Source organism: Photobacterium sp. (genome assembly GCF_033720175.1).
Classification (GTDB): Bacteria; Pseudomonadota; Gammaproteobacteria; order Enterobacterales; family Vibrionaceae; genus Photobacterium.
The window spans coordinates 84,137-105,807 of the sequence record NZ_JAWWDA010000004.1 but is presented as its reverse complement, the minus strand read 5'-3'; the positions used below and the strand labels follow the sequence as shown (position 1 = coordinate 105,807).

The following is a 21,671-nucleotide window of genomic DNA, read 5'->3' as shown; positions in this document are numbered from 1 at the left end:
GCCATCATAACGTAAAGCTGACGTGATTGAAGATCGAAATTTTGATGATTTATCGCAAAAATTTGCGAAAAACATTTATGGAACTGCCAAAGGGCAGATCCGCCAGACAGTCGTCTGGCAAGACATAGAGCAGATTCTTACTGTGCTCAATGAAGCCACACCGTTACGTATCTTGGATGCCGGCGGTGGGATTGGCCAATTGTCACAAAAAATTGCCCAGCGAGGTCATCACGTTACTTTATGTGATCTTTCTGGTGAAATGTTGAAATTAGCAGAGCAAGAAATTGCTAAAAAGGATCTGCTTGAGCAATATCGTCTGGTTCATTGTCCGGTGCAACAGATTGGCGAGCATCTTGAACACCCTGTTGACCTGGTGCTATTTCATGCCGTCATGGAATGGTTGGCTGAGCCAATGGCTGCGCTTGAGACGCTACTTGAGCAAGTAAAACCTGGCGGAATTATCTCAGTCATGTTTTATAACTACAACGGCTTGCTGTTTAAAAATCTTGTTTGTGGCAATTTGACGCATATCGAAGAAGGCATGCCTCACCGTAAGCGTTTTAAATTACAGCCACAACAAGGTATCAAACCTGAAGAGGTGTATAGTTGCCTGGAAAAATCAGGGTTAGCGATTTTAGGCAAAACGGGCGTACGTACCTTTCACGACTATATGCAAAACCATATGATCGGTGATTACAGTTTTGAACAAGTTCTTGAGATGGAGCAACGGCTTTGTCGTCAGGAACCCTATTTGTCTCTTGGCCGCTACATTCACGTGTATGCCCAGAAGCCTTATTAAGAAAATGATATGACAGCAATAAGGACAACGGATGAGTGAAGTATCCCAGACCGTTCCCGAGTTGGTTAACTGGGTTAAGCAACATGATTTTTCGCTTAACCTGCCAACTGAGCGGCTGGCGTTCTTGTTGGCGATTGCGGTCTTAAGCGGCGATCGCTTTGATGAAGAATTAGGGGAAAGCGAACTGGTTGATGCGTTCCGCATCGTGAGCGATATGTTCGATCAGTCGAATGAAACCCTGGCCTTTCGTGCCAATAACGCCATAAATGAACTGGTCCGTCAGCGCTTGATTACGCGTTTTACCAGTGACGTAACCGACGGTGTAAGTATTTACCGTCTGAGTCCGCTTGCCTTGGGCATTACCGATTACTACATCCGCCAGCGTGAATATTCGACGCTGAAACTGTCGATTCAGTTAGCGATGGTGGCCAATGAAATTAACAAAGCGGCTCAGGCAGCAAAAGAGGGCGGCGATGAAAAACATTGGCGTCAGGACGTTTTCGCGGTACTGAAGTATTCGGTCGCTGAAATTTTCGACCGAATCGATTTAAACCAGCGCACCATGGATGAACAACAGCAACAAGTGAAAACGGATATTGCTGAGCTGTTGAATCAGGACTGGCGTGCGGCGATTACCAGTTGTGAAAGCCTGCTGAATGAAACGTCCAGTACGCTGCGAGAACTGCAAGATACTTTGCAGGCTGCAGGCGATCAATTGCAGAGTCAGTTACTGGCAATCCAGGAAGAAGTGCAGGGTAACCCGGAGTTAGATTTCATTGATGGAATGATCTTCATTCTGCAGATGAAGCTAGATCGCATCATTAACTGGGGCCAGCAAGCTATTGATTTGTGGATTGGTTATGACCGTCATGTGCATAAGTTCATTCGAACCGCGATTGATATGGATAAAAACCGGGCCTTCAGTCAACGCTTACGCCAGTCTGTGACCGACTATTTCGATGATCCGTGGTTACTGACCTATGCCGATGCCGATCGCTTACTGGATATGCGTGATGAATCCTTGATATTACGTGATGATGAAGTCACCGGTATCGTGCCGGAAGAGATGGAATTTGAAGAACTCAGCCTCGTCAATGATCAGCTTGCTGGGCAGGTTGCCGAGATGCTACAAGCCCATAAAGAGACAGGTGCAGCCATTAATTTGAGCCTGCTTCTGAAAGATTATTTGGCTCAACACCCATACGCGCAACATTTTGATTTAGCGCGAATTGTGGTTGATCAGGCAGTACGACTCGGTTACTCAGAATCGGATTTCAATGCGATTCAGCCTGATTGGGAAGCGATTAATGAATACGGAGCCAAGGTACAAGCCAATGTCATCGATAAATATTGAAGAATTCATGCCTGAAAAGTTGGCAAAAGCAATTGCTAACCCACTTTTTCCGGCGCTGGATAATGCACTTCGTTCTGGACGCCATATTTCCAGCGAAGATTTAGACAACCATGCTTTGTTGATTGAATTTGAACAAGAGCTGGGTATGTTCTACCGCCGCTATAATGCGGAACTGGTACGCGCGCCGGAAGGTTTCTTATATCTTCGCCCGCGTTCAACGTCACTGATCAGCCGCTCGGTTCTGTCTGAAATTGACATGCTGGTGGGTAAAGTGTTGTGTTTCCTTTACCTTAGCCCTGAGCGTCTGGCCCATGAAGGGATTTTCACCAATCAGGAGATGTTCGAAGAATTACTGGCACTGGCTGATGAGAACAAGCTGATGAAGCTGGTGACTAACCGGGCGAGTGGTTCAGACTTAGATCGTGAAAAACTGTACGACAAAGTGAAAACCTCACTTCGTCGTCTTCGTCGAATCGGTATGATAATCCCTGTCGGCGAAAATGGTAAATTCCGGATCAGCGAAGCAGTATTCCGCTTTGGTGCTGATGTACGTACCGGGGATGATGTCCGTGAAGCTCAGCTGCGTCTGATCCGTGATGGTGAAGCCGTTGTTCATCAGCAAGAGCCTAGCCAGTCAAGCCTGCTCGATGGCAAAGAGCAACAAGAATTAGAAACTGAGTACGCAGGACTGGAGGGCGAAGCCTAATGGAACGCGGTAAGTATCAATCACTCACAATGGTCAACTGGAATGGTTTTTTTGCCCGTACTTTTGACATTGATAATCTGGTAACCACGTTATCCGGTGGTAATGGTGCGGGTAAGTCCACCACCATGGCCGCTTTTATTACCACCCTGATCCCTGATCAAAGCCTGCTTCACTTCCGTAATACCACGGAAGCTGGCAGTTCGAATGCCTCGCGTGATAAAGGCCTGCACGGTAAATTGAAACCCGGCGCATGTTATGCGGCCCTTGATGTGGTTAACTCGAAAAAGCAGCGCATTGTTTTTGCAGTAAAATTGCAACAAGTGGCGGGTCGAGACAAAAAAGTCGATATTAAGCCGTTTATCATTCAAGGCTTACCCTCACATATCAAGCCAACCGAGTTGTTGGTTGAGACCTTGTCTGAAAACCAGGCGCGTGTTCGTCAAATTAACGAAGTAAAAGAAATCGTTAGCGAATATGAGGGGGTGCAGTTCAAAGCATTTAGCTCGGTAACCGATTACCATGTCCAAATGTTTGAATTCGGTGTATTGCCGAAGAAACTGCGTAACAGCCAGGATCGCTCTAAGTTCTACCGTTTGATTGAAGCGTCACTTTACGGGGGGATTTCCAGTGCCATTACCCGTTCCCTACGTGACTACCTGTTGCCACAAAATACCGGTGTTAAGAAAGCCTTTCAGGATATGGAAGCGGCCTTGCGTGAAAACCGTATGACGCTGGAAGCGATTAAGCTGACACAAAGCGACCGTGACCTGTTTAAGCACCTGATCACCGAAGCGACCAATTACGTGGCAGCGGATTATATGCGCCATGCCAATGAGCGTCGTCAGAAGCTGGAAAAAACGCTTAGTTTGCGTGGCGAACTATTAGGTTCACGCCAGATTTTAGGCGATCAGCAACAATCGCTGATCAATATGACCGGCGAACTTGATGAGCTGACAGAGCGCGAAGGGGCACTGGAGCAGGATCATCAGGCGGCTTCAGATCATCTGCAACTCGTACAAACCGCCGTTCGTCAGCAAGAAAAAATCGAGCGCTATAAAGACGATCTGGAAGAGCTGACAGAACGTCTTGAAGAGCAAGTGATGGTGGTGGAAGAAGCCGCCGAACAACTTGCGATGACGGAAGAACAGGCTCAGCTGACGGAAGAAGAAGTTGATAGCCTGAAAACCCAGCTGGCTGATTATCAGCAAGCGCTGGATATGCAGCAGACACGGGCACTGCAGTATCAGCAGGCTGTTAAGGCGCTTGAAAAAGCCCGTCAGCTGTCTGGTGATGATGAGCTGCTTGCTGACAACGCACCCGCAGTGCTTTCTCAACTGAAGCAGCAGCAAGAATTACAAACAACCGCATTACTGGCGTTGAAACATAAGCTGGATATGTCATCAGCAGCAGCGCAGCAGTTTGATAAAGGCCTGCAGATTGTAACCACGATCGCCGGTGTGACTGATCGTACGACGGCGGGTAGCAAAGCACGTGAACTGATTGACCGTACCCGTCAGCTTCGTAACGTTGCTGAACGTGGAGAGCAGCTCAAAGCACAGTATCGCGATCTTGACCGTAGTGTTCGCAATCAGCGCCAGGCAACAGAGCTGGCTGCAACTTACAGTAAGCGTTTTGCCACGGCGATTGACAGTGAACTGGCGCTGGCTGAAGAGCAGGCACGTCACGAAGCGTCACTGGAAAGCCTGGAGCAAGAACAAGATCTGCTGGTTGAACAACGCAGCGATCTGCGCCGTCATGAGCAAACATTGGCTACCCAGATCAAAACGCTGGAAGCCGAGGCCCCGGCATGGATCAGCGCATCTGACGCGTTAGAAAAGCTGGCGGAACAGTCTGAATTAGAGTTGTTCGATAGCCAGGCTGTGATGAACGCTATGCAGGCGACGCTGGATAAAGAGCGTACAGCATCAGCAAACCGTGACCAGCTGGCCGCGCGTAAGCAGCAGCTTGAAGAGAGTATTGAGCGCCTTGCTCTGCCGGGTGGCAGTGATGATTCACGTCTGAGCGGATTGGCTGAGAGCTTAGGTGGCAGCCTGCTTTCAGAAATCTATGATGATATTACTCTGGCCGATGCGCCGTATTTCAGTGCTATGTATGGCCCGTCCCGTCACGCCATCGTCGTTCCCGATCTGAAAGGCATCAAAGAGAAATTGAGCGCCCTGGATGATTGCCCGGATGATTTGTATATCATCGAAGGTGATGTTGATTCATTTGATGACAGTGGTTTTGATGTCGACGAGTTGGACGGCGCGGTATGTGTTCATCTTAATGATCGCCAGTTACGTTATTCGCGTTTTCCTAAAGTCCCGTTGTTTGGTCGTGCAGCTCGAGAGCAACGTCTGGAACAGCTGCGTGACGAACGTGATCACGTTGTTGAAAATCATGCAAAAGCCGCATTTGATTCGCAGAAACTGCAACGTCTGTACCAGAGCTTCAATAGCTTTGTAGCAATCCATATGGGCGTGGCCTTCAATGCCGATCCTGAAGCTCAGCTGAAAGTCGCTCGTGACCAGCGTAATCAGGCGGTACGTCAACTGACCGATGTCGATGCCAAAGAGTTGCAGCAACGTAGCCAACTTGCCGCGGCACGTGAAGGTTTAGCCTTATTGGGTAAACTGAATCCGGTCGTTAACCTGCTGGAAGATGAGACCTTAGCCGAACGTTTCGCCGACGTTGAGCAACAGTTATCATACCTTGATGAAGCGCGTAATTACCTTGATCGTCATGGTAAGGCCATTACTGAGCTTGAAGGTCTGATCTCTGCCCTTGATGCCGATCCTGAGCAATTTGATGCCCTGCAAGCAAATTATGTTGAAGCGGACAGCACACTTCAACGACTGAAAACCCAGATGTTTGCGGTTGCTGATTTGGTAGAGCGTCGTCACCACTTCGGTTATGCCGATTCTGTTGAGTTGCTCAATAAGAGCTCAGAGCTGAATGAGCAGCTGAAGGCGAAATTGGTTGCCGCAGAGCGTGAACGTACCCGCTGCCGTGAAAGCCTGAAACAAGCGCGTGCTCAGATGAACCAGTACAACCAGCTATTTGCATCACTGAAGAGTTCGCATCAGGCAAAACAGGAAACCGTTCAGGAATTTGAACGTGAACTGCTGGAACTGGGTGTGCGTGCCGATCTCGAAGCAGAAGAGCGGGCGCGTGTACGTCGCGATGAACTCAATGAGCGCCTGCATAGCTCACGTGCTCGTCGAAGCCTGTTGGAAAAAGCAATCACATCCATCGAGCTTGAAATGAAAGGCTTGATCAAGCGTCTGCGCAAAGTCGGTAAAGATTACCAGGATATCCGCAAGCTGGTGGTGAATGCCAAAGCAGGCTGGTGCGCAGTATTGCGCCTGGCGCGCGAAAGTGATGTTGAACGCCGCTTGCACCGCCGTGAAATGGCGTACATGTCTGCCGATGAACTGCGTTCGCTGTCAGATAAATCACTGGGTGCTCTGCGTCTTGCTGTTGCTAATAACGAAGATCTGCGGGATGCATTACGTGCATCAGAAGATGTGTCTCGTCCGGAGCGAAAAGTACTGTTCTATATCGCAGTGTATCAGCATCTTCGCGAACGGATCCGTCATGACATTATCCGTACCGATGATCCGGTTGAAGCGATTGAAGAGATGGAAGTGGAACTGGCCCGCCTGACGGAAGAACTGACCGCGCGTGAACAGCGTCTGGCAATCAGCTCTGATTCTGTCGCTAATATCATTCGCAAGACAATCCAGCGCGAGCAGAACCGCATTCGTATGCTGAACCAGGGTCTGCAAAATATTGGCTTTGGTCAGGTTAATGGCGTGCGACTGAACGTGAAGGTACGGGATACCCACGAATCATTACTGACAGGTCTGGCTGAACAGCAAGATCAGCATCAGGATTTGTTCGGTAATAACCGTCTGACGTTCTCTGAAGCCATCGCTAAGTTGTTCCAGCGTCTGAATCCGCATATCGAAATGGGCCAGCGCTCACCACAGATCATGGGTGAAGAGCTATTGGATTACCGCAGCTACCTGGAACTGAGTATTGAAGTTAACCGCGGTACAGACGGCTGGCTACAAGCCGAATCGGGCGCATTGTCAACGGGTGAAGCGATCGGTACCGGTCAGGCAATCCTGCTGATGGTAATACAGAGCTGGGAAGAAGAATCACGTCGTCTGCGTGGTAAAGATATCATTCCATGTCGCCTGCTGTTCCTTGATGAAGCGGCCCGTCTGGATGGCAAATCAATCGCTACCTTATTCGAGTTGTGCGATCGTCTCGATATGCAGTTATTGATTGCGGCGCCAGAGAATATCAGTCCGGAAAAAGGCACCACCTACAAGCTGGTACGTAAGATCTTCAAAGACCGCGAGCACGTACATGTGGTGGGTCTGCGTGGATTTGGTCAAGAGGCTAAACCTGAACGTAATATTCAGGAAGTACTAGAGCTGGATCCTATCTAATTCCAACCGACAAAAAATGATTATCTGTTAGCTGGGTAATTAATAATCAAGGCCAGTATGATTTCGTTAAACGGATCGACTGGCCTTTTTTATTCATGGCTAAACGTAAGCTTAGGAGATGTAAGTATAACTCGGGCAAGCCTGTCTTGAGAGTAAGATCCCTTTCTCAATAGTTAATAACACCTTCGATAAATAATTTATGCGTTGATTCACTCCTAGAATTTTAGTGTTGGATTCGGCCATCCAACATAACTATTTTCACATTGTCGTAGGGGTGATGACATGAAAAGAATAATATTAATTATGCTCACCATGTTTGTGGTGGCAGGATGCGGTGGCTCTTCTGGAGATACAGAACTAGATTTAACACTTTCAAGCTCAGATACAGAGCCGGGGGCTGGATCTGATCCGGTGCCAATATCTGTTGATGTCGTAGTGCCGCCGACAGAAGTTCCAGCTCAAGATGAATTACAGGCTTGTATTGCAATTGATGCTATCAGCGTAACAGATTTAGCGGGAACGGTTACAGAGTGGACAACCAGAAGTATGAATGATCCTGAAGGTATTAATAATAATTCTCAGCAATGCATACCAGCAGATTCCGAAATTCCTATTGATAGTGACGGCTATCCTAAGTTTATAGTGATAGATCTTCATGATTTGACTGGTATCGATATTGTTCAGTTGCTTACAGAGCAGTTGGTTACGGCTGGAGAATATACCAGTATGTCGCTCTCTATTCTTCAAGGAAGCTACGGCGATTTTTATGATACGCCATATTGTCATATTGGAAACTTAGTTGATAAACACAAGATGGAAATTGCTGATGAACTGACTTTTGATGGTTTAAATATCAATATTGATGTGCCAACAACTTATACAATGTCATTTGACCTCAAGAGCATGTTGCAGTTAAGAGAAAATGTTTATTACTTGGAAAATGAAGGGTTTAGTCTAGTTGATAATTCTCTGGCCGGTATCATTTACGGGGATGTTGATCCAGCAACATGCGAGAATTCAGAGAATGCTTATGTCTATCTTTATCACATAGACGGTTCCGGTTATGGTGATTTAGGTTCTATAAATGCGCCAGTGAAGACTGCGAAGGTCATCAATGATAAATATTCAATGAAATATGTTCCTGAAGGAACGTACGATGTTGTATTGGCGTGTAATGCTATAGCAGATCTCCCGAATCAGGTTGATTTGGATATCGATTTAGATGAAGAATCTACGCATGAAGATCAGTTTGTGCATGGTGGTGAGGAATACTACAAAGCTTTCTAATCATTTCCTACCATATGAAACCAAAGCCGATGCAACTTGAGAGTTTGTCGGCTTTTTGTCACGAGGGTTAGGGCTTGTTGATAGCTTATTAAGTAATAGTTCAGTTATCATGAGACATCATAACTATACTAAGGTAGATCTACCTCTCATTATTAAGAATGTACGATAAACTTTCATCTGCTATAAGATCTTGACCAAGCAATAAATAACGGGTTTTGTCGGCGAAGTCAGTCATATCTGCCTATATCTTTCGGGTTGTTTTTTAATCGCCGCTTATATAAATTCAATTTCAACACCAGTTAGCCCTTTTGAAAGAGATCTATTTATGCAAGCTGTTATGACTCTGAAAAAATTCGCCCTCAGTGCCGTATTTGGCTTGGCCGTTACGGGGTATAGTATTTCTACCGCCACCGCTTCGGTGACGACCTCGCCGACCAATCACCTGCTTTCTACCCTTAAATATGTTGAATTGGAAGCCGAGCAGGGTGATACAAACATGCAGTTGTTTCTTGGACGCGCATATCTTGAAGGTTCTAACGGCTTAAAGTCAGATACATTGAAAGGCTTGTACTGGTTGCAAAAAGCTGCCGTTGATATGCCGGAAGTGAAAACAATGATTGGTGACTTGTTCAAAGCTGGTCAGGTACTGCCCCAAGATCCTACGCAGGCGGTAGAGTGGTATACAAAAGCGGCCGAGGAAGGTTCAGTACCGGCAATGGTTGAGCTGGGCGGTTATTATGCCTCGGGTGCTGCCGGACAGGTCGACTGCGGAAATGCGATTAAATGGTTCAATGAAGCCGCAAACGGTGGTTCTTTGGAGTCGAAACGTAACTTAGTTTGGTTGTATGCGACCTGTAATGATGAACGCGTACGTGATGGCCAGCGGGCTCTGAAATTGGCGAAGCAGGTGTTGAGTCGTAGTGGAACCGGAGATGCCGGTGACTATGATAATCTGGCAGCGGCCTATGCGGCATGCGGAGAATTCCAAGAGGCAGTGAAGGCGGAGCAAGAGGCCATTGGCAAATTGGAAAACACAAACACCCAGCGTTTTATAAAATTTGAGCAACGTTTAGAGTTATATAAACAGAATCAGACAATGTACAGCGCATCACTATAAAAAAGCGATTGTTTGTTTAGTATTAGAGAAAGGAGCCGAAAGGCTCCTTTCTTATTTTTGCGACGATAGTTTTTAAATACCATTCTGGCGTTTAACTATACTTTCAGGAATGGCTGCCCTTTTAGTTTTGGAAGGGGTAAACATAACTAGGATGTCAGCAATGAGTAACTCTGATGCAGTAGAAAAAAAAGAACGAGCAAAATATGAGTGGGGCTCCTTCTTATTTATCGCCGTCTGCCTGTTCCCTATTCTTGCAATTGCATTAGTTGGTGGCTTCGGTTTTGTTATCTGGGCAATCCAGGTCTTCTTTCTCGGCCCTCCTGGTCACGGCTAAATCAAAATCACAGCCAATAAAAACAGGTAGGTTATTATGATGAGTTTGATTAAAAAGCTGTGGGCTACCTTTTGGCGTCCTGCAGTGCATATTAGTTTGGGCGTATTAACCCTGGGCGGTTTTATTGCCGGAGTCTTTTTTTGGGGGGGATTCAACACGGCTCTGGAAATGACCAACACCGAAAAATTTTGTATCGGCTGTCACGAAATGCGTGACAACGTCTACGAAGAGCTGCAATCAACGGTCCATTGGTCGAATCGTTCGGGGGTCAGGGCGACCTGTCCTGACTGCCATGTTCCCCATAACTGGACAGATAAAATTGCACGTAAAATGCAAGCCAGCAAAGAAGTTTTTGGTTCTATTTTTGGCACCATTAATACTCGCGAAAAGTTTCTGGAAAAACGTTTAGAGCTTGCACAGCATGAGTGGAAGCGGTTTTCGTCGAATAAATCGCTGGAATGTAAGAATTGCCACGATTATGACAGTTTGAATTGGGAAGAGATGTCGAGCCTTGCCAATGTACAGATGAAGCAGGCCGCCGAGCGTGATCAGAGCTGTATTGACTGCCATAAAGGCATTGCTCACCAGCTACCCGCCGATATGGAAAGTTCCGGTGGAATGATTTCCCAATTGGTTCAGCAATCTTCCAGTACCAGCTTTAGTGCCGGAGAGACCTATTACAGTGTACGGCATTTGCCGATATATGAAGACGAAGCGTTAACCGTTGATGGCGGTCTGTTGAATCCTGCCTCTGCGATTAAGGTTGCAGACGTCACCGATAAGGCGATACAGGTCGAGCTATCCGGTTGGCGCAAAATGAAAGGATTCGGGCGGGTAATCAATGAAGACTTTGGTTTTAATATTGCATCCGCGGCGTTGAGTAAAGCGACAGCCCAGAATGATAGCCTGGTAGAACAGTTTGAAGAAAAAGAAGACGAACTGACGGGGCTGCCTTGGCAGCGTGTAACGGTGAAGCTCTGGATGCCGAAAGATTCATTAATTGATGATGTTCAAGTCATCTGGAATGAAGCGAAAGCTGCTTACAATACCAACTGTAGTGTGTGCCATACCCAACCGGCTGAAAATCACTTTGACGCCAATACCTGGCCTGGTATGTACGACGGAATGCAAGCGTTTGTTAACTTCGATAATGACAGTCAAGCCTTGGTATTGAAATACCTACAAAAACACTCGTCAGATTTTTCTGATGCAGGCCATTAAGGTGACAGAGTAAGCGAGGGATTTAATATGTCTCTGAGTCGACGTAAATTTTTAAAAGGGTTGGCCACAACAAGCGCAGCGTCTGTCATTGGGCCGGGTTTGTTAATGTCAGCGGCTAAAGCCGCAACAGAATCGGCTGGTGATCAAGCTAGCGGTATCTGGAAAGTATCAGGTTCGCACTGGGGCGCTTTCCGGGCTCGTATTTATAATGGCAAAGTGGCTGACATTAAACCGTTAGAGCTGGATAAGCATCCGACCGAGATGCTCAAAGGGATCAAGGGAATTATTTATAATCCGTCGCGGGTTCGTTACCCGATGGTTCGTCTTGATTGGCTGAAAAAGCATAAATACAGTGGAGAAACCCGGGGTAACAATCGCTTTGTGCGGGTGACATGGGATGAAGCCTTGGATCTGTTTTATCAGGAGCTGGAACGGGTACAGAAAGATTACGGCCCGTGGGCACTACATGCCGGACAGACTGGTTGGCGCCAGACCGGCCAGTTCCACAGCTGTACCAGTCATATGCAACGTGCAGTGGGTATGCATGGTAACTATATTACCAAAGTGGGTGACTACTCGACGGGGGCTGGTCAGACTATTCTTCCCTATGTTCTTGGCTCAACGGAAGTGTATGCACAAGGTACATCCTGGTCAGAAATCCTGGATAACAGTAAGAATATTATCTTATGGGCGTGCGATCCAAACAAGAACCTGCAAGTTGGCTGGAATTGTGAAACCCATGAATCATTTGCTTACCTGGAACTGCTGAAAGAGAAAGTTGCGGAAGGCAAAATAAACGTTGTTTCTATTGATCCGGCTAAAAATAAAACTCAGCGCTATTTGGGTAATAAGCATCTTTATATTAACCCGCAGACTGACGTCGCATTTATGCTGGCGTTGGCGCATACCTTATATAAAGAAGATCTTTACGATAAGAATTTTATAAAGACTTACTGCTTAGGCTTTGAGGATTTTGTCCCATACCTGCTGGGTGAGAGTAAAGATAACGTCGCGAAAACACCTGAATGGGCCGCTGAAATTTGTGGTATACCGGCTGATGAGATCCGTGAATTTGCCCGTATGCTAGTGGCTGAACGCACTCAGATCCTATTTGGCTGGGCTATTCAACGTCAGCAACATGGTGAGCAGCCCTACTGGATGGGGGCGGTACTAGCGGCAATGATTGGCCAGATTGGTCTGCCTGGTGGCGGGGTCTCTTACGGTCATCACTACAGCTCGATTGGTGTGCCTTCGACCGGTTTTGCTGCGCCGGGGGGGTTCCCTCGTAACGTTGACCAAGGCCAGAAGCCTAAATGGGATAATGACGACTTCAAGGGATACAGCCGTACGATCCCTGTCGCGCGGTGGGTGGATTGCCTGCTGGAACCGGGTAAAGAAATTCGTCATAACGGCTCAAAAGTAATACTGCCTGGGTACAAAATGATGGTGGTGAGCGGGAATAATCCATGGCATCACCATCAGGATCGTAACCGAATGAAAAAAGCGTTTCAGAAGTTGCAAACTATTGTCACCATTGACTTTGCCTGGACAGCGACCTGCCGTTTCTCTGATATTGTTCTGCCTGCCTGTACCCAGTTTGAACGTAATGACATTGATGTTTATGGTTCATACAGTGGTCGCGGCCTGCTTGCAATGCACAAGTTGGTTGATCCATTGTTTCAGTCAAAAACGGATTTCGAAATATTCACAGAATTAAGCCGCCGTTTCGGCCGCCACAAAGAATACACTCGTGGTATGGACGAAATGGAATGGGTCCGTTCACTCTATACCGACTGTCGTAACGCTAATAAAGGCAATTTTGATATGCCTGAGTTTGACGTGTTCTGGGAAAAAGGGGTACTTGATTTTGGCGGAGGTAAACCTTGGGTTCGTCATGCTGACTTCCGTGAAGACCCGGAAATCAATGCATTAGGTACACCATCGGGTTTTATTGAAATATTTAGCCGTAAAATCGACCGTTTTGGTTATGAACAGTGTCAGGGCCATCCAATGTGGTTCGAGAAGAGTGAGCGATCTCATGGTGGCCCGGGCTCGGATAAACACCCATTCTGGCTGCAGTCTTCTCACCCTGATAAGCGCTTGCATTCCCAGATGTGTGAATCTGATGAGTTCCGCGAGACTTATACGGTACAGGGCCGCGAACCTATTTATATTAATCCGGCAGATGCTGCAGCAAAGGGGATCATTGATGGCGATTTGGTTCGTGTATTTAATGATCGTGGCCAGCTATTGGCTGGTGCCGTACTGACTGATAGCTACGCCCCTGGTGTGGTGCGTATCGAAGAAGGTGCATGGTATGGGCCACTGAATGAAAAGGTTGGGGCGATTGATACTTACGGCGATCCTAATACGCTCACGCAGGATATAGCGTCATCAGAACTGGCGCAGGCAACCAGTGCTAATACCTGTAATGTAGATATTGAGAAATTTAAAGGTGAAGTACCACCGGTGACATCGTTCGGCGGGCCGATTTATGAGGTTTAGATAAGCTTTTATTGAATAGATTGTGATGCTGAGTAGTCGGAATGTTTCAGTTCATTTTGTCAGCTTTTGTGAGATATTTCAGGCGAAAAAATACCAATCTGAATAATGAGGGGGCACTAATCAGATTGGTAAAAAGTCGGAATGTTTTACAGTGCGGTTCTTTTGTATTTTAAGTATTCAGGTTTCCAGAAAAAACTGTCAATTTTTTCCAGTAACTGTTCATCGGTACGTTGCGGTGCTTTATGTTGTTCAACGGCTTTTTTGGCCACAGCCATAGCAATATGGCGAGAAACCTGTTGGATCTCTTGCAGCGGCGGCAACAGAGCCCCCTCTCCATGGCGAGCTAGTGGGGAGCATTCGGCTAAAGCGCGGCTACTCACCATCAACATTTCATCGGTGACACGGGTCGCACCAGATGCCAGCACACCAAGACCTATACCGGGGAAAATATAACTGTTGTTGCACTGGGCGATTGGATAGGTTTTGTCATTAAAAAGAACCGGATCAAACGGACTGCCGGTAGCAATTAGCGCGTCGCCTTCTGTCCAGCGAATAATGTCGGACGGCATACCCTCAACACGGCTGGTGGGGTTTGACAACGGCAAGACAATCGGGCGCTTGCAATGGGCATGCATCTCAGTGATCACCTCTTGGCTGAACAGACCTGGAACCCCCGAAACGCCGATCAAAACCGTTGGCTTGGCATTGCGCATCACATCCAATAGCGAGATATTACCGGTTTCATTCCATTGAGTGACGATGGCACTTTTCTGGACTAATTTTTGTTGGAAGTCGAGCAGGTTCTGCATGTCGTCGGTCAGTAGCCCCCAGCGGTCAACCATAAAGACACGCTCGCGTGCAGCACTGTCACTTAGCCCTTCGGCGATCATCTGTGCCACAATGGCTTCAGCAATTCCGCATCCGGCCGAGCCTGCACCGACAAAGGTAATGCGTTGTTCGGAAAGCTTTGAACCGGCGGCCTTACAGGCGGCAAGTAAGCTGCCGACGGTAACAGCGGCTGTTCCCTGAATGTCATCATTAAAACAGCAAACTTTATCTTTATAACGGTTGAGCAGAGGCATGGCATTTTTCTGAGCAAAATCTTCGAACTGGATTAATGCATTTGGCCAGCGGCTCTTAACAGCCTGAATGAACTCTTCGACAAAGTCATAATACTCCTGCCCGGTAATACGCGGGTGGCGCCATCCCATATACATAGGATCTGATAAAAGTTGGGTATTATTGGTGCCGACATCCAATACAATTGGCAATGTGTTGGCAGGGTTGATGCCACCACAAGCGGTATAGAGTGCCAGCTTACCGATAGGGATCCCCATGCCGCCAATGCCTTGGTCGCCAAGGCCAAGAATACGTTCGCCATCGGTAATAACGATAATTTTCACATCCTGACGGGCTGCGTTGTTTAATATATCAACGATATTGCCTTTGTCGGGATAGCCAAGGAACAGACCGCGGCCGCGACGATAAATATTGGAAAATTTCTCGCAGGCAGCACCCACCGTCGGGGTATAAATGATTGGCATCATCTCTTCGATATGATTATCAATCAAACGATAGTAGAGGGTCTCGTTAGTATCTTGAATGTTGCGCAGGTAGATGTGCTTATCCATATCATCGCTGAACGTTTGATATTGGCTGTAGGCTCTTTCTTCCTGCTCGTTAATAGATTCGATTGTTGCTGGCAGCAGTCCCATCAGACTGAAGTTTTGTCTCTCCTCCGGGGAAAAGGCACTGCCCTTGTTGAGCAGGGCATTTTCTAGCAGGGTTGGACCGGCATAAGGAAGATATAATGTTTTATTATTTTCGTACATTTAACAACTATCCTGTTTATCTCCGCAATAAGAGTTGTTTTGAAACAACTCTTATTGCGATAGCTAATAAATTAAATTCAGCCTGATTAGATTGTTTCTTCTACCAACTCTAATCCTTCTTCACTATCTGCTGTCTCGCCAGACATCTTGTCTATCAACAAGGCAATCACGCCATCGCCGGTCACATTACAGGCAGTACCAAAACTGTCTTGCGCCAGGTGAAGTACAATTTGCAGCGCAATCATTTCTTCGGTAAAGCCAAGCATTGAACCAAGCAAGCCGACAGAAGCCATGACGGCACCACCAGGCGCACCCGGGGCGGCAACCATAGTGACACCTAACATGGCGATAAACGGCAGGGCTTCGATCAAGCTGGGCACAGGGCCTGCACCGGTCATAAGAATGACGGCTACCGCAACACTGGCGATACTGATCACCGAGCCTGACATGTGGATATTGGCACACAATGGCACGACGAAATTAGCAATTGAACTTGATACGCCATTGCGTTTGGTCTGTTGCAAAGTGACCGGAACGGTCGCGGCAGAAGACATAGTACCAACAGCGGTAAAGTAAGCGGGCATCATGGTGCGCAGGATCTTTAGCGGCGATTGCTGTATGGCAATACCTGTAGTGACAAACTGGAAGGTCAACCAAACCCAGTGCATGACGACGACAGCAATTAACACCAGGCTAAAGGTTTGCAGGGTGGCAAACACCGTGCCTTTTACCGTCATATCGGCAAAGACGCCTGCGATATAAAACGGCAGGGCCGGGATGATGACTTTATTTAGAAACAACTCAATGATATCACGGCCCTGATCGCTTACTTTTTTCAGGTGTTCCGAACCCATACTGGAGATGCCGAGACCAAAAATGAAGGCGATGGTCAATGCCGTCATTATATTCATCACAGGTGGGATCTGAAGGGCTAAAAACGGCGCAAGAGAGGCTTTAGCCTCGGGCAGTTGACCAGCACCATCAAGTAAAACAGGGAACAGGCTCTTTGCGATCATGAATGCAAAAATACCGGCACCTAATGTTGACATATACGCCAGACCTACGGTCTTTCCGAGTAATTTTCCGGAGTTTTTTGGCAGGCTTGCTATACCGCTGGTAACATAGAAGAGAATTAATAATGGGATGGTAAATTTGATTAACTGGCTGACCAAATACTTTACGGTAATCAGGCCTTGAATAAGTACATCTGGTGCAAACATACCCATCAGTATGCCTATTAATATTCCACACAATAATTTAACGATTAAGTTCATTTTATTGACCTTTAATTTATTAGGATACGAGTTTCTTATAATAATATGTTGACTTGTTTCTAACTTGAATTGAATGGTTAATATTGAATCTATTTGTATGCGTATTGCTCATTACGTTTTTTTCTATAATAAATATGTTATTTATTAATAATATTACCAGCGAATGATATGACTATCTATCACGCTTGTGAAATGCAGAAAATAAAGGCCTGGTTATTAAAAAGCATCAGGTAAAAAGTAAGAATTGTGATCAACTTAATAGACAAGTGTTAATAACTTATTGATTATAGTTCTTACTGACTGGTGGCCCTTAGTTATGTATGTAATGGATTGTTTTTATAATGGATTATTCTTGGAGGATGACTGCCGTAAATCAATAGTATTGAGAAAAATAAATGAAAAATATAGAAACAAAATGGTTGCAAGATTTTCTTACCCTTGCTGAACTACAAAATTTTTCCCATGCTGCAGCTGTCCGCAATGTTACCCAACCAGCATTTAGCCGACGAATAAAATCGCTTGAGGCAGAATTAGGTTTAGTCTTGATTGATCGCAGCAAATCACCTATCGAACTGACTCTGTGCGGCAAGCAGTTTAAAACCACGGCACAATCCATTATTCATCAAATAGATGAAGAAGTTAACCGTTTATCCGGAAGCTCTTTTCATGGTCGGCATACTGTCCGGTTAAGCTCTGCGCATTCCGTTGCTATCAGTTTGCTGCCCAAGTTACATTCATGCCTGTTTAACCCAAAACTGAATACAAGTTTATCTGTTGATGCCAATGAAGTTGATGACGCTGTTGAATTACTTATAGACGGAAAGTGTGACTTTTTATTCTCATTTTATGAAGATAGGTTGCAAGTTGCTCCATATCGTTCAATATATCTTGGCCGTAGTTATTTATACTGTGTCTCAGCGGTGAACGAAAATGGAACTCCGATTTTTGATCTTGCACAAAATGATGATGTTCCATGTCTGGATTATACTCCTGAAAGCTATATGGGAAGAGCACTTCATCGAGCCAAGGCCAAGCTTACTCCAAATACGATATGTTCATCATCAATGACCAATTTTATTAAGGCTTTAGTGTTGCAAGGTAAGGGGATTAGTTGGCTACCTGATTATGCAATAAAAGAGGAGTTAGCATCAGGGCAATTGAAAATACTAACAGAGAGGGAGCCGGTTCCATTAGACCTGTATGTTTACCGTTATTATTCTAAGCTGCATGCATCGTGTGAAGCTATATGGAACGAGTTAAGTCAAGTGAGTCCGATAAAAGAGTTGAGCGGCTGATTAATACGGTTAAATAAAAGGGTTAGAAACTAACCCTTTTATTTTGGTGTTATTTTTAAATTATATTAATTATATAGTTTTGCTTTGTATTCTGGGTGCATCAGGTTATGTACGGAGAATATTTCGTCCAGGTGTTCTTCTGTTAGTAGCTTGCGCTCCAATACCACGTCTTTAACACTTCGACCTGTTTCAGCACAAATCTTGCCGACAATATCGCCCTCATGGTGGCCAATAAACGGGTTCAGGTAGGTAACGATACCGATGGAGTTAAAGACGAAGTCTTCGCACACCGTTTTGTTTACGGTGATCCCGCGGATGCACTTATCGGCAAGGTTGATACAGGCATTGTTCAGCAGTTCAATGGATTCAAAAATAGCCTGGCCGATCACCGGTTCCATCACATTGAGCTGTAGCTGACCGGCTTCAGCGGCAAAGGTCACCGTGGTATCGTTGCCGAATACTTTAAAGCAGACCTGGTTTACCACTTCAGGAATAACCGGGTTAACCTTGGCAGGCATAATTGATGAGCCAGCCTGCATTTCAGGCAGGTTTAGCTCGTTTAAGCCCGTACGCGGTCCGGACGAAAGCAGGCGCAGGTCATTACAGACTTTTGACAGTTTGACTGCTAAACGTTTTAGTGCAGCGTGAACGGTGATATAGGCACCACAGTCAGAAGTGGCTTCAATGAGATCTTCAGACGGTACACAGTCCAGCCCGGTTGCTTCGGCAAGGTATTTCACTGCCAGCTCCTGATAACCTTTAGCCGCGTTAAGTCCGGTACCGATAGCTGTTGCACCAAGGTTCACTTCCAGAAGCAGCGAGGCAGCATACTTCAGGTTTTTGATTTCTTCTTTTAGCAAGATGCTGAAAGCATGAAACTCCTGACCCACAGTCATTGGCACTGCGTCTTGAAGTTGGGTTCGGCCCATTTTCAGGATGTCCTGGAATTCTTCGCTTTTTGCATCGAAGGCTGTCTGCAGGTACTGAACCGAACCGAGCATTTTGATGATGCTATTGTATACGGCTACACGGAACCCCGTTGGATAGGCGCAGTTGGTCGACTGGCTTCGGTTGACATGGTCGTTTGGATTAATGATGTGGTACTCGCCCTTTTCGTGGCCTTTTAGTTCCAGCGCAACATTGGCGATAACCTCATTGGCATTCATGTTTACTGAGGTACCGGCACCACCTTGATACACATCAGAGATAAACTGATCCATGCACTTGCCGGTGTCGATGATCAAGTCGCAGGCTTCAATAATGTACTTGCCAACATCGCTAGGGATAGTGCCTAGTTCCATGTTTGCTCTGGCGGCTGCTTTTTTGGTAAAGACCATACCGCGAACCAACTCAGGAACGTCAGAAATTCTCGACGATGAAATAGAAAAATTCTTATAGGCACGAAGAGAGTGGATCCCATAATAAGCAGATGCCGGAATTTCAAGTTCACCTAGTAGATCTTCTTCAATACGAACCTTATTTGCAGTATCGAGCATAGCCTTTACCTTTATTGATAATGAGATGACACCGACACAATGGTCCTTTTATTTTCCAAAGTGAAATGCAAAAAAGTAAGCGATAATGCTTTTAATGCATAGTGGGATTGTTTGTTAAAAATACTGTTCAGTTGTTTTGTATTGTTAATTTAACGGCTGTAATTTTTCGTCGAACAGAATATTGGAGCGGGGTCACAGATTTTTCTGACGTTGAGGTATTTAGGCTGCCAAAACAGACTCAGCGTATCTGATATTTAATTTAATTGGTATTAATATGAATATGGCAGTGTTATCCGCAACAGCCCTGATTTAATGTTTATTTATATTGTTTGGTTATAGGTGAGTGACTTTCTCGCTGAACTTTGGATCTTGAGATGGTTTGGATATCAATGTAGGGCAGAAAGTGCGCCTGAACGTTATCGTCAGGCGCATATTTGGGCTGCAGTATTACTGTTTATACAGGCAAGCCTGTAACAGAATTAAATAATAGAGCTTTATGCCGCCTCTTCACTCGTACGGTTATAAGCTGCGCTGGTGCTGTTATAAACTTCGGTATCCAGCTCACCTTCGCTGCGGCCTACCAGTACAGACACCATCAGATCGCCACAGACATTAACACTGGTACGCGCCATATCCAGGATCCGATCGATACCGGCGATGATCGCCAGGCCTTCCATCGGTAAACCGACGGTAGTTAATACCAGCGAGAGCATGATCAGACCGGCACCGGGTACACCGGCGGTACCAATAGAGGCGAGAGTCGCAGTCATGATAATCGTCAGGTAATCAGCAAAAGAAAGATCAATCCCGAAGGCTTGGGCGACAAAAAGTGCGGCCACACCCTGATACAAGGCAGTACCGTCCATGTTGATGGTTGCACCAAGAGGCAATACGAAACTGGAGATCCCCTTCGAAACGCCCATTTCTTCTCGTGCGCACTTAATGGTTGCCGGCAGTGTGCCAGAGCTGCTTGTGGTAGTAAAAGCGACGGCGGCAGGGTTCACCAGCCCTTTCAAGTAAGGGACAGGGTTCAGGCGGCCAAAGAACTTGATCACACCGGTGTAGAAGACCAGTACATGGATCAGGCTTGCGATATAGGCAACGGCAATGACCTTGAACAACGGCAGAAGAATATCCAGACCGTACTTGCCGGCCACCCAAGCCATCAGGCCAAAGATACCGTAAGGTGCAAACTTCATGACTAATTCTGTCAGCTTGTACATTGCTTCAGCCAGACTTTCGAATACCTGTACGGCAGGTTGTGCTTTCTCGCCGCATAAATTAAGGGCAACACCCAGTCCAAGAGCAAAGACGATGATTTGTAAAATGTTACCGGCTGCCAGTGCGCTTACAGGGTTTTTAGGGATCAGATTAAGAATGGTTTGCACTAACGTTGGTGCTTCTTTCCCCTCGCTTGCTACCGCAGAGGCTGTCATATTCAAGCCTTCACCCGGTGTCAGCAACGTTGCCATGCCAAGGCCAATACTGATGGCGACGGCAGTCGTTGCGAGGTAAATGGCGATAGCTTTAACGCCGATACGCCCCATCTTCCGGGTATCTTGCATTGAAGTGACACCCACCACCAGTGAGCAGAAAACCAAAGGTACAATCAACATTTTGATGGCGTTAATAAAGAGGGTGCCGATCGGTTTGAGTAGTTCTGCATCAGGCCCGAGAACGCTTCCTGCGATCACGCCCAGTACCATACCGACCAGAATTTTTTTCCACAGGGCGAGGTTGCCCCAGAAGCCGCTAGGCTTAACTTGTGCTTGTTCCATGTTATTTCCTTGTCCGTCGTTTAGCGGGTTGAAGTTGTGTTACTTCCAATAATTTATTGTGTTTTGAGTGTTCAATAAATGGCTGAGCGGGAGATATCCCATTTTGCCTTGGAATTTATAATGCAACTTTAACGCCAAGTTAACATGATTTCGTATATCATTGTTTTTAATATAATAAATTGTTAATTAGTTAAGGTGATTTCAAGAAAGGGG

Annotated in this window: 14 protein-coding genes; 10 read left to right on the top strand and 4 right to left on the bottom strand. The window is 46.3% G+C overall.

From position 1 onward, the window contains the following. The first annotated feature begins 22 nt into the window (after positions 1–22). The 9 genes from cmoM to torA all read left to right on the top strand — a co-directional run bounded on the left by cmoM (position 23) and on the right by torA (position 13,783). On the top strand, positions 23–799 hold the full coding sequence (cmoM, locus tag R3289_RS06300) for a tRNA uridine 5-oxyacetic acid(34) methyltransferase CmoM (protein WP_318924644.1): 777 nt from the start codon (positions 23–25) through the stop codon (positions 797–799). A gap of 31 nt (positions 800–830) precedes the next feature. Then, positions 831–2,153, top strand: a complete 1,323-nt coding sequence (mukF, locus tag R3289_RS06295) for a chromosome partition protein MukF (RefSeq protein WP_318924643.1) — start codon at positions 831–833, stop codon at positions 2,151–2,153. Next, positions 2,134–2,859, top strand: coding sequence for a chromosome partition protein MukE (gene mukE, locus R3289_RS06290; RefSeq protein ID WP_318924642.1), 726 nt, complete (start codon positions 2,134–2,136; stop codon positions 2,857–2,859). Before mukF ends, mukE begins: the two co-directional genes overlap by 20 nt. After that, positions 2,859–7,319 carry a chromosome partition protein MukB gene (mukB, locus tag R3289_RS06285; RefSeq protein ID WP_318924641.1) on the top strand — a complete coding sequence of 1,487 codons (4,461 nt, stop codon included), beginning with the start codon at positions 2,859–2,861 and terminating at the stop codon, positions 7,317–7,319. Before mukE ends, mukB begins: the two co-directional genes overlap by 1 nt. A gap of 282 nt (positions 7,320–7,601) precedes the next feature. Beyond that, on the top strand, positions 7,602–8,606 hold the full coding sequence (locus tag R3289_RS06280) for a hypothetical protein (RefSeq protein WP_318924640.1): 1,005 nt from the start codon (positions 7,602–7,604) through the stop codon (positions 8,604–8,606). A gap of 325 nt (positions 8,607–8,931) precedes the next feature. Next, positions 8,932–9,723 (top strand): tetratricopeptide repeat protein, encoded by a 792-nt coding sequence (locus R3289_RS06275; RefSeq protein WP_318924639.1) that lies wholly within the window; start codon positions 8,932–8,934, stop codon positions 9,721–9,723. 160 nt (positions 9,724–9,883) lie between these two features. After that, positions 9,884–10,057 (top strand): periplasmic nitrate reductase, NapE protein, encoded by a 174-nt coding sequence (locus R3289_RS06270; protein ID WP_318924638.1) that lies wholly within the window; start codon positions 9,884–9,886, stop codon positions 10,055–10,057. A 36-nt stretch (positions 10,058–10,093) separates the two neighbouring features. Continuing rightward, positions 10,094–11,278, top strand: a complete 1,185-nt coding sequence (gene torC, locus R3289_RS06265; RefSeq protein WP_318924637.1) for a pentaheme c-type cytochrome TorC — start codon at positions 10,094–10,096, stop codon at positions 11,276–11,278. A gap of 27 nt (positions 11,279–11,305) precedes the next feature. Further along, on the top strand, positions 11,306–13,783 hold the full coding sequence (torA, locus tag R3289_RS06260; RefSeq protein WP_318924636.1) for a trimethylamine-N-oxide reductase TorA: 2,478 nt from the start codon (positions 11,306–11,308) through the stop codon (positions 13,781–13,783). Positions 13,784–13,929: 146 nt separating this feature from the next. Here the strand turns inward: torA and R3289_RS06255 are convergent, their stop codons facing one another. Both R3289_RS06255 and R3289_RS06250 read right to left on the bottom strand, forming a co-directional pair. Next, on the bottom strand, positions 13,930–15,615 hold the full coding sequence (locus R3289_RS06255; RefSeq protein WP_318924635.1) for an NAD-dependent malic enzyme: 1,686 nt from the start codon (positions 15,613–15,615) through the stop codon (positions 13,930–13,932). Positions 15,616–15,701: 86 nt separating this feature from the next. Further along, positions 15,702–16,889, bottom strand: a complete 1,188-nt coding sequence (locus R3289_RS06250) for a dicarboxylate/amino acid:cation symporter (protein WP_318924634.1) — start codon at positions 16,887–16,889, stop codon at positions 15,702–15,704. A 395-nt stretch (positions 16,890–17,284) separates the two neighbouring features. Here R3289_RS06250 and R3289_RS06245 point away from each other — a divergent pair, with 395 nt between their 5' ends. Continuing rightward, positions 17,285–18,184, top strand: coding sequence for a LysR substrate-binding domain-containing protein (locus R3289_RS06245; protein WP_318924632.1), 900 nt, complete (start codon positions 17,285–17,287; stop codon positions 18,182–18,184). A 65-nt stretch (positions 18,185–18,249) separates the two neighbouring features. On the opposite strand, the gene aspA is transcribed toward R3289_RS06245, so the two are convergent. Then, on the bottom strand, positions 18,250–19,680 hold the full coding sequence (gene aspA, locus R3289_RS06240; protein ID WP_318924631.1) for an aspartate ammonia-lyase: 1,431 nt from the start codon (positions 19,678–19,680) through the stop codon (positions 18,250–18,252). A 494-nt stretch (positions 19,681–20,174) separates the two neighbouring features. After that, complete coding sequence (locus R3289_RS06235) at positions 20,175–21,458, bottom strand: dicarboxylate/amino acid:cation symporter (protein ID WP_318924630.1); 1,284 nt, start codon at positions 21,456–21,458, stop codon at positions 20,175–20,177. Positions 21,459–21,671: the final 213 nt, after the last annotated feature.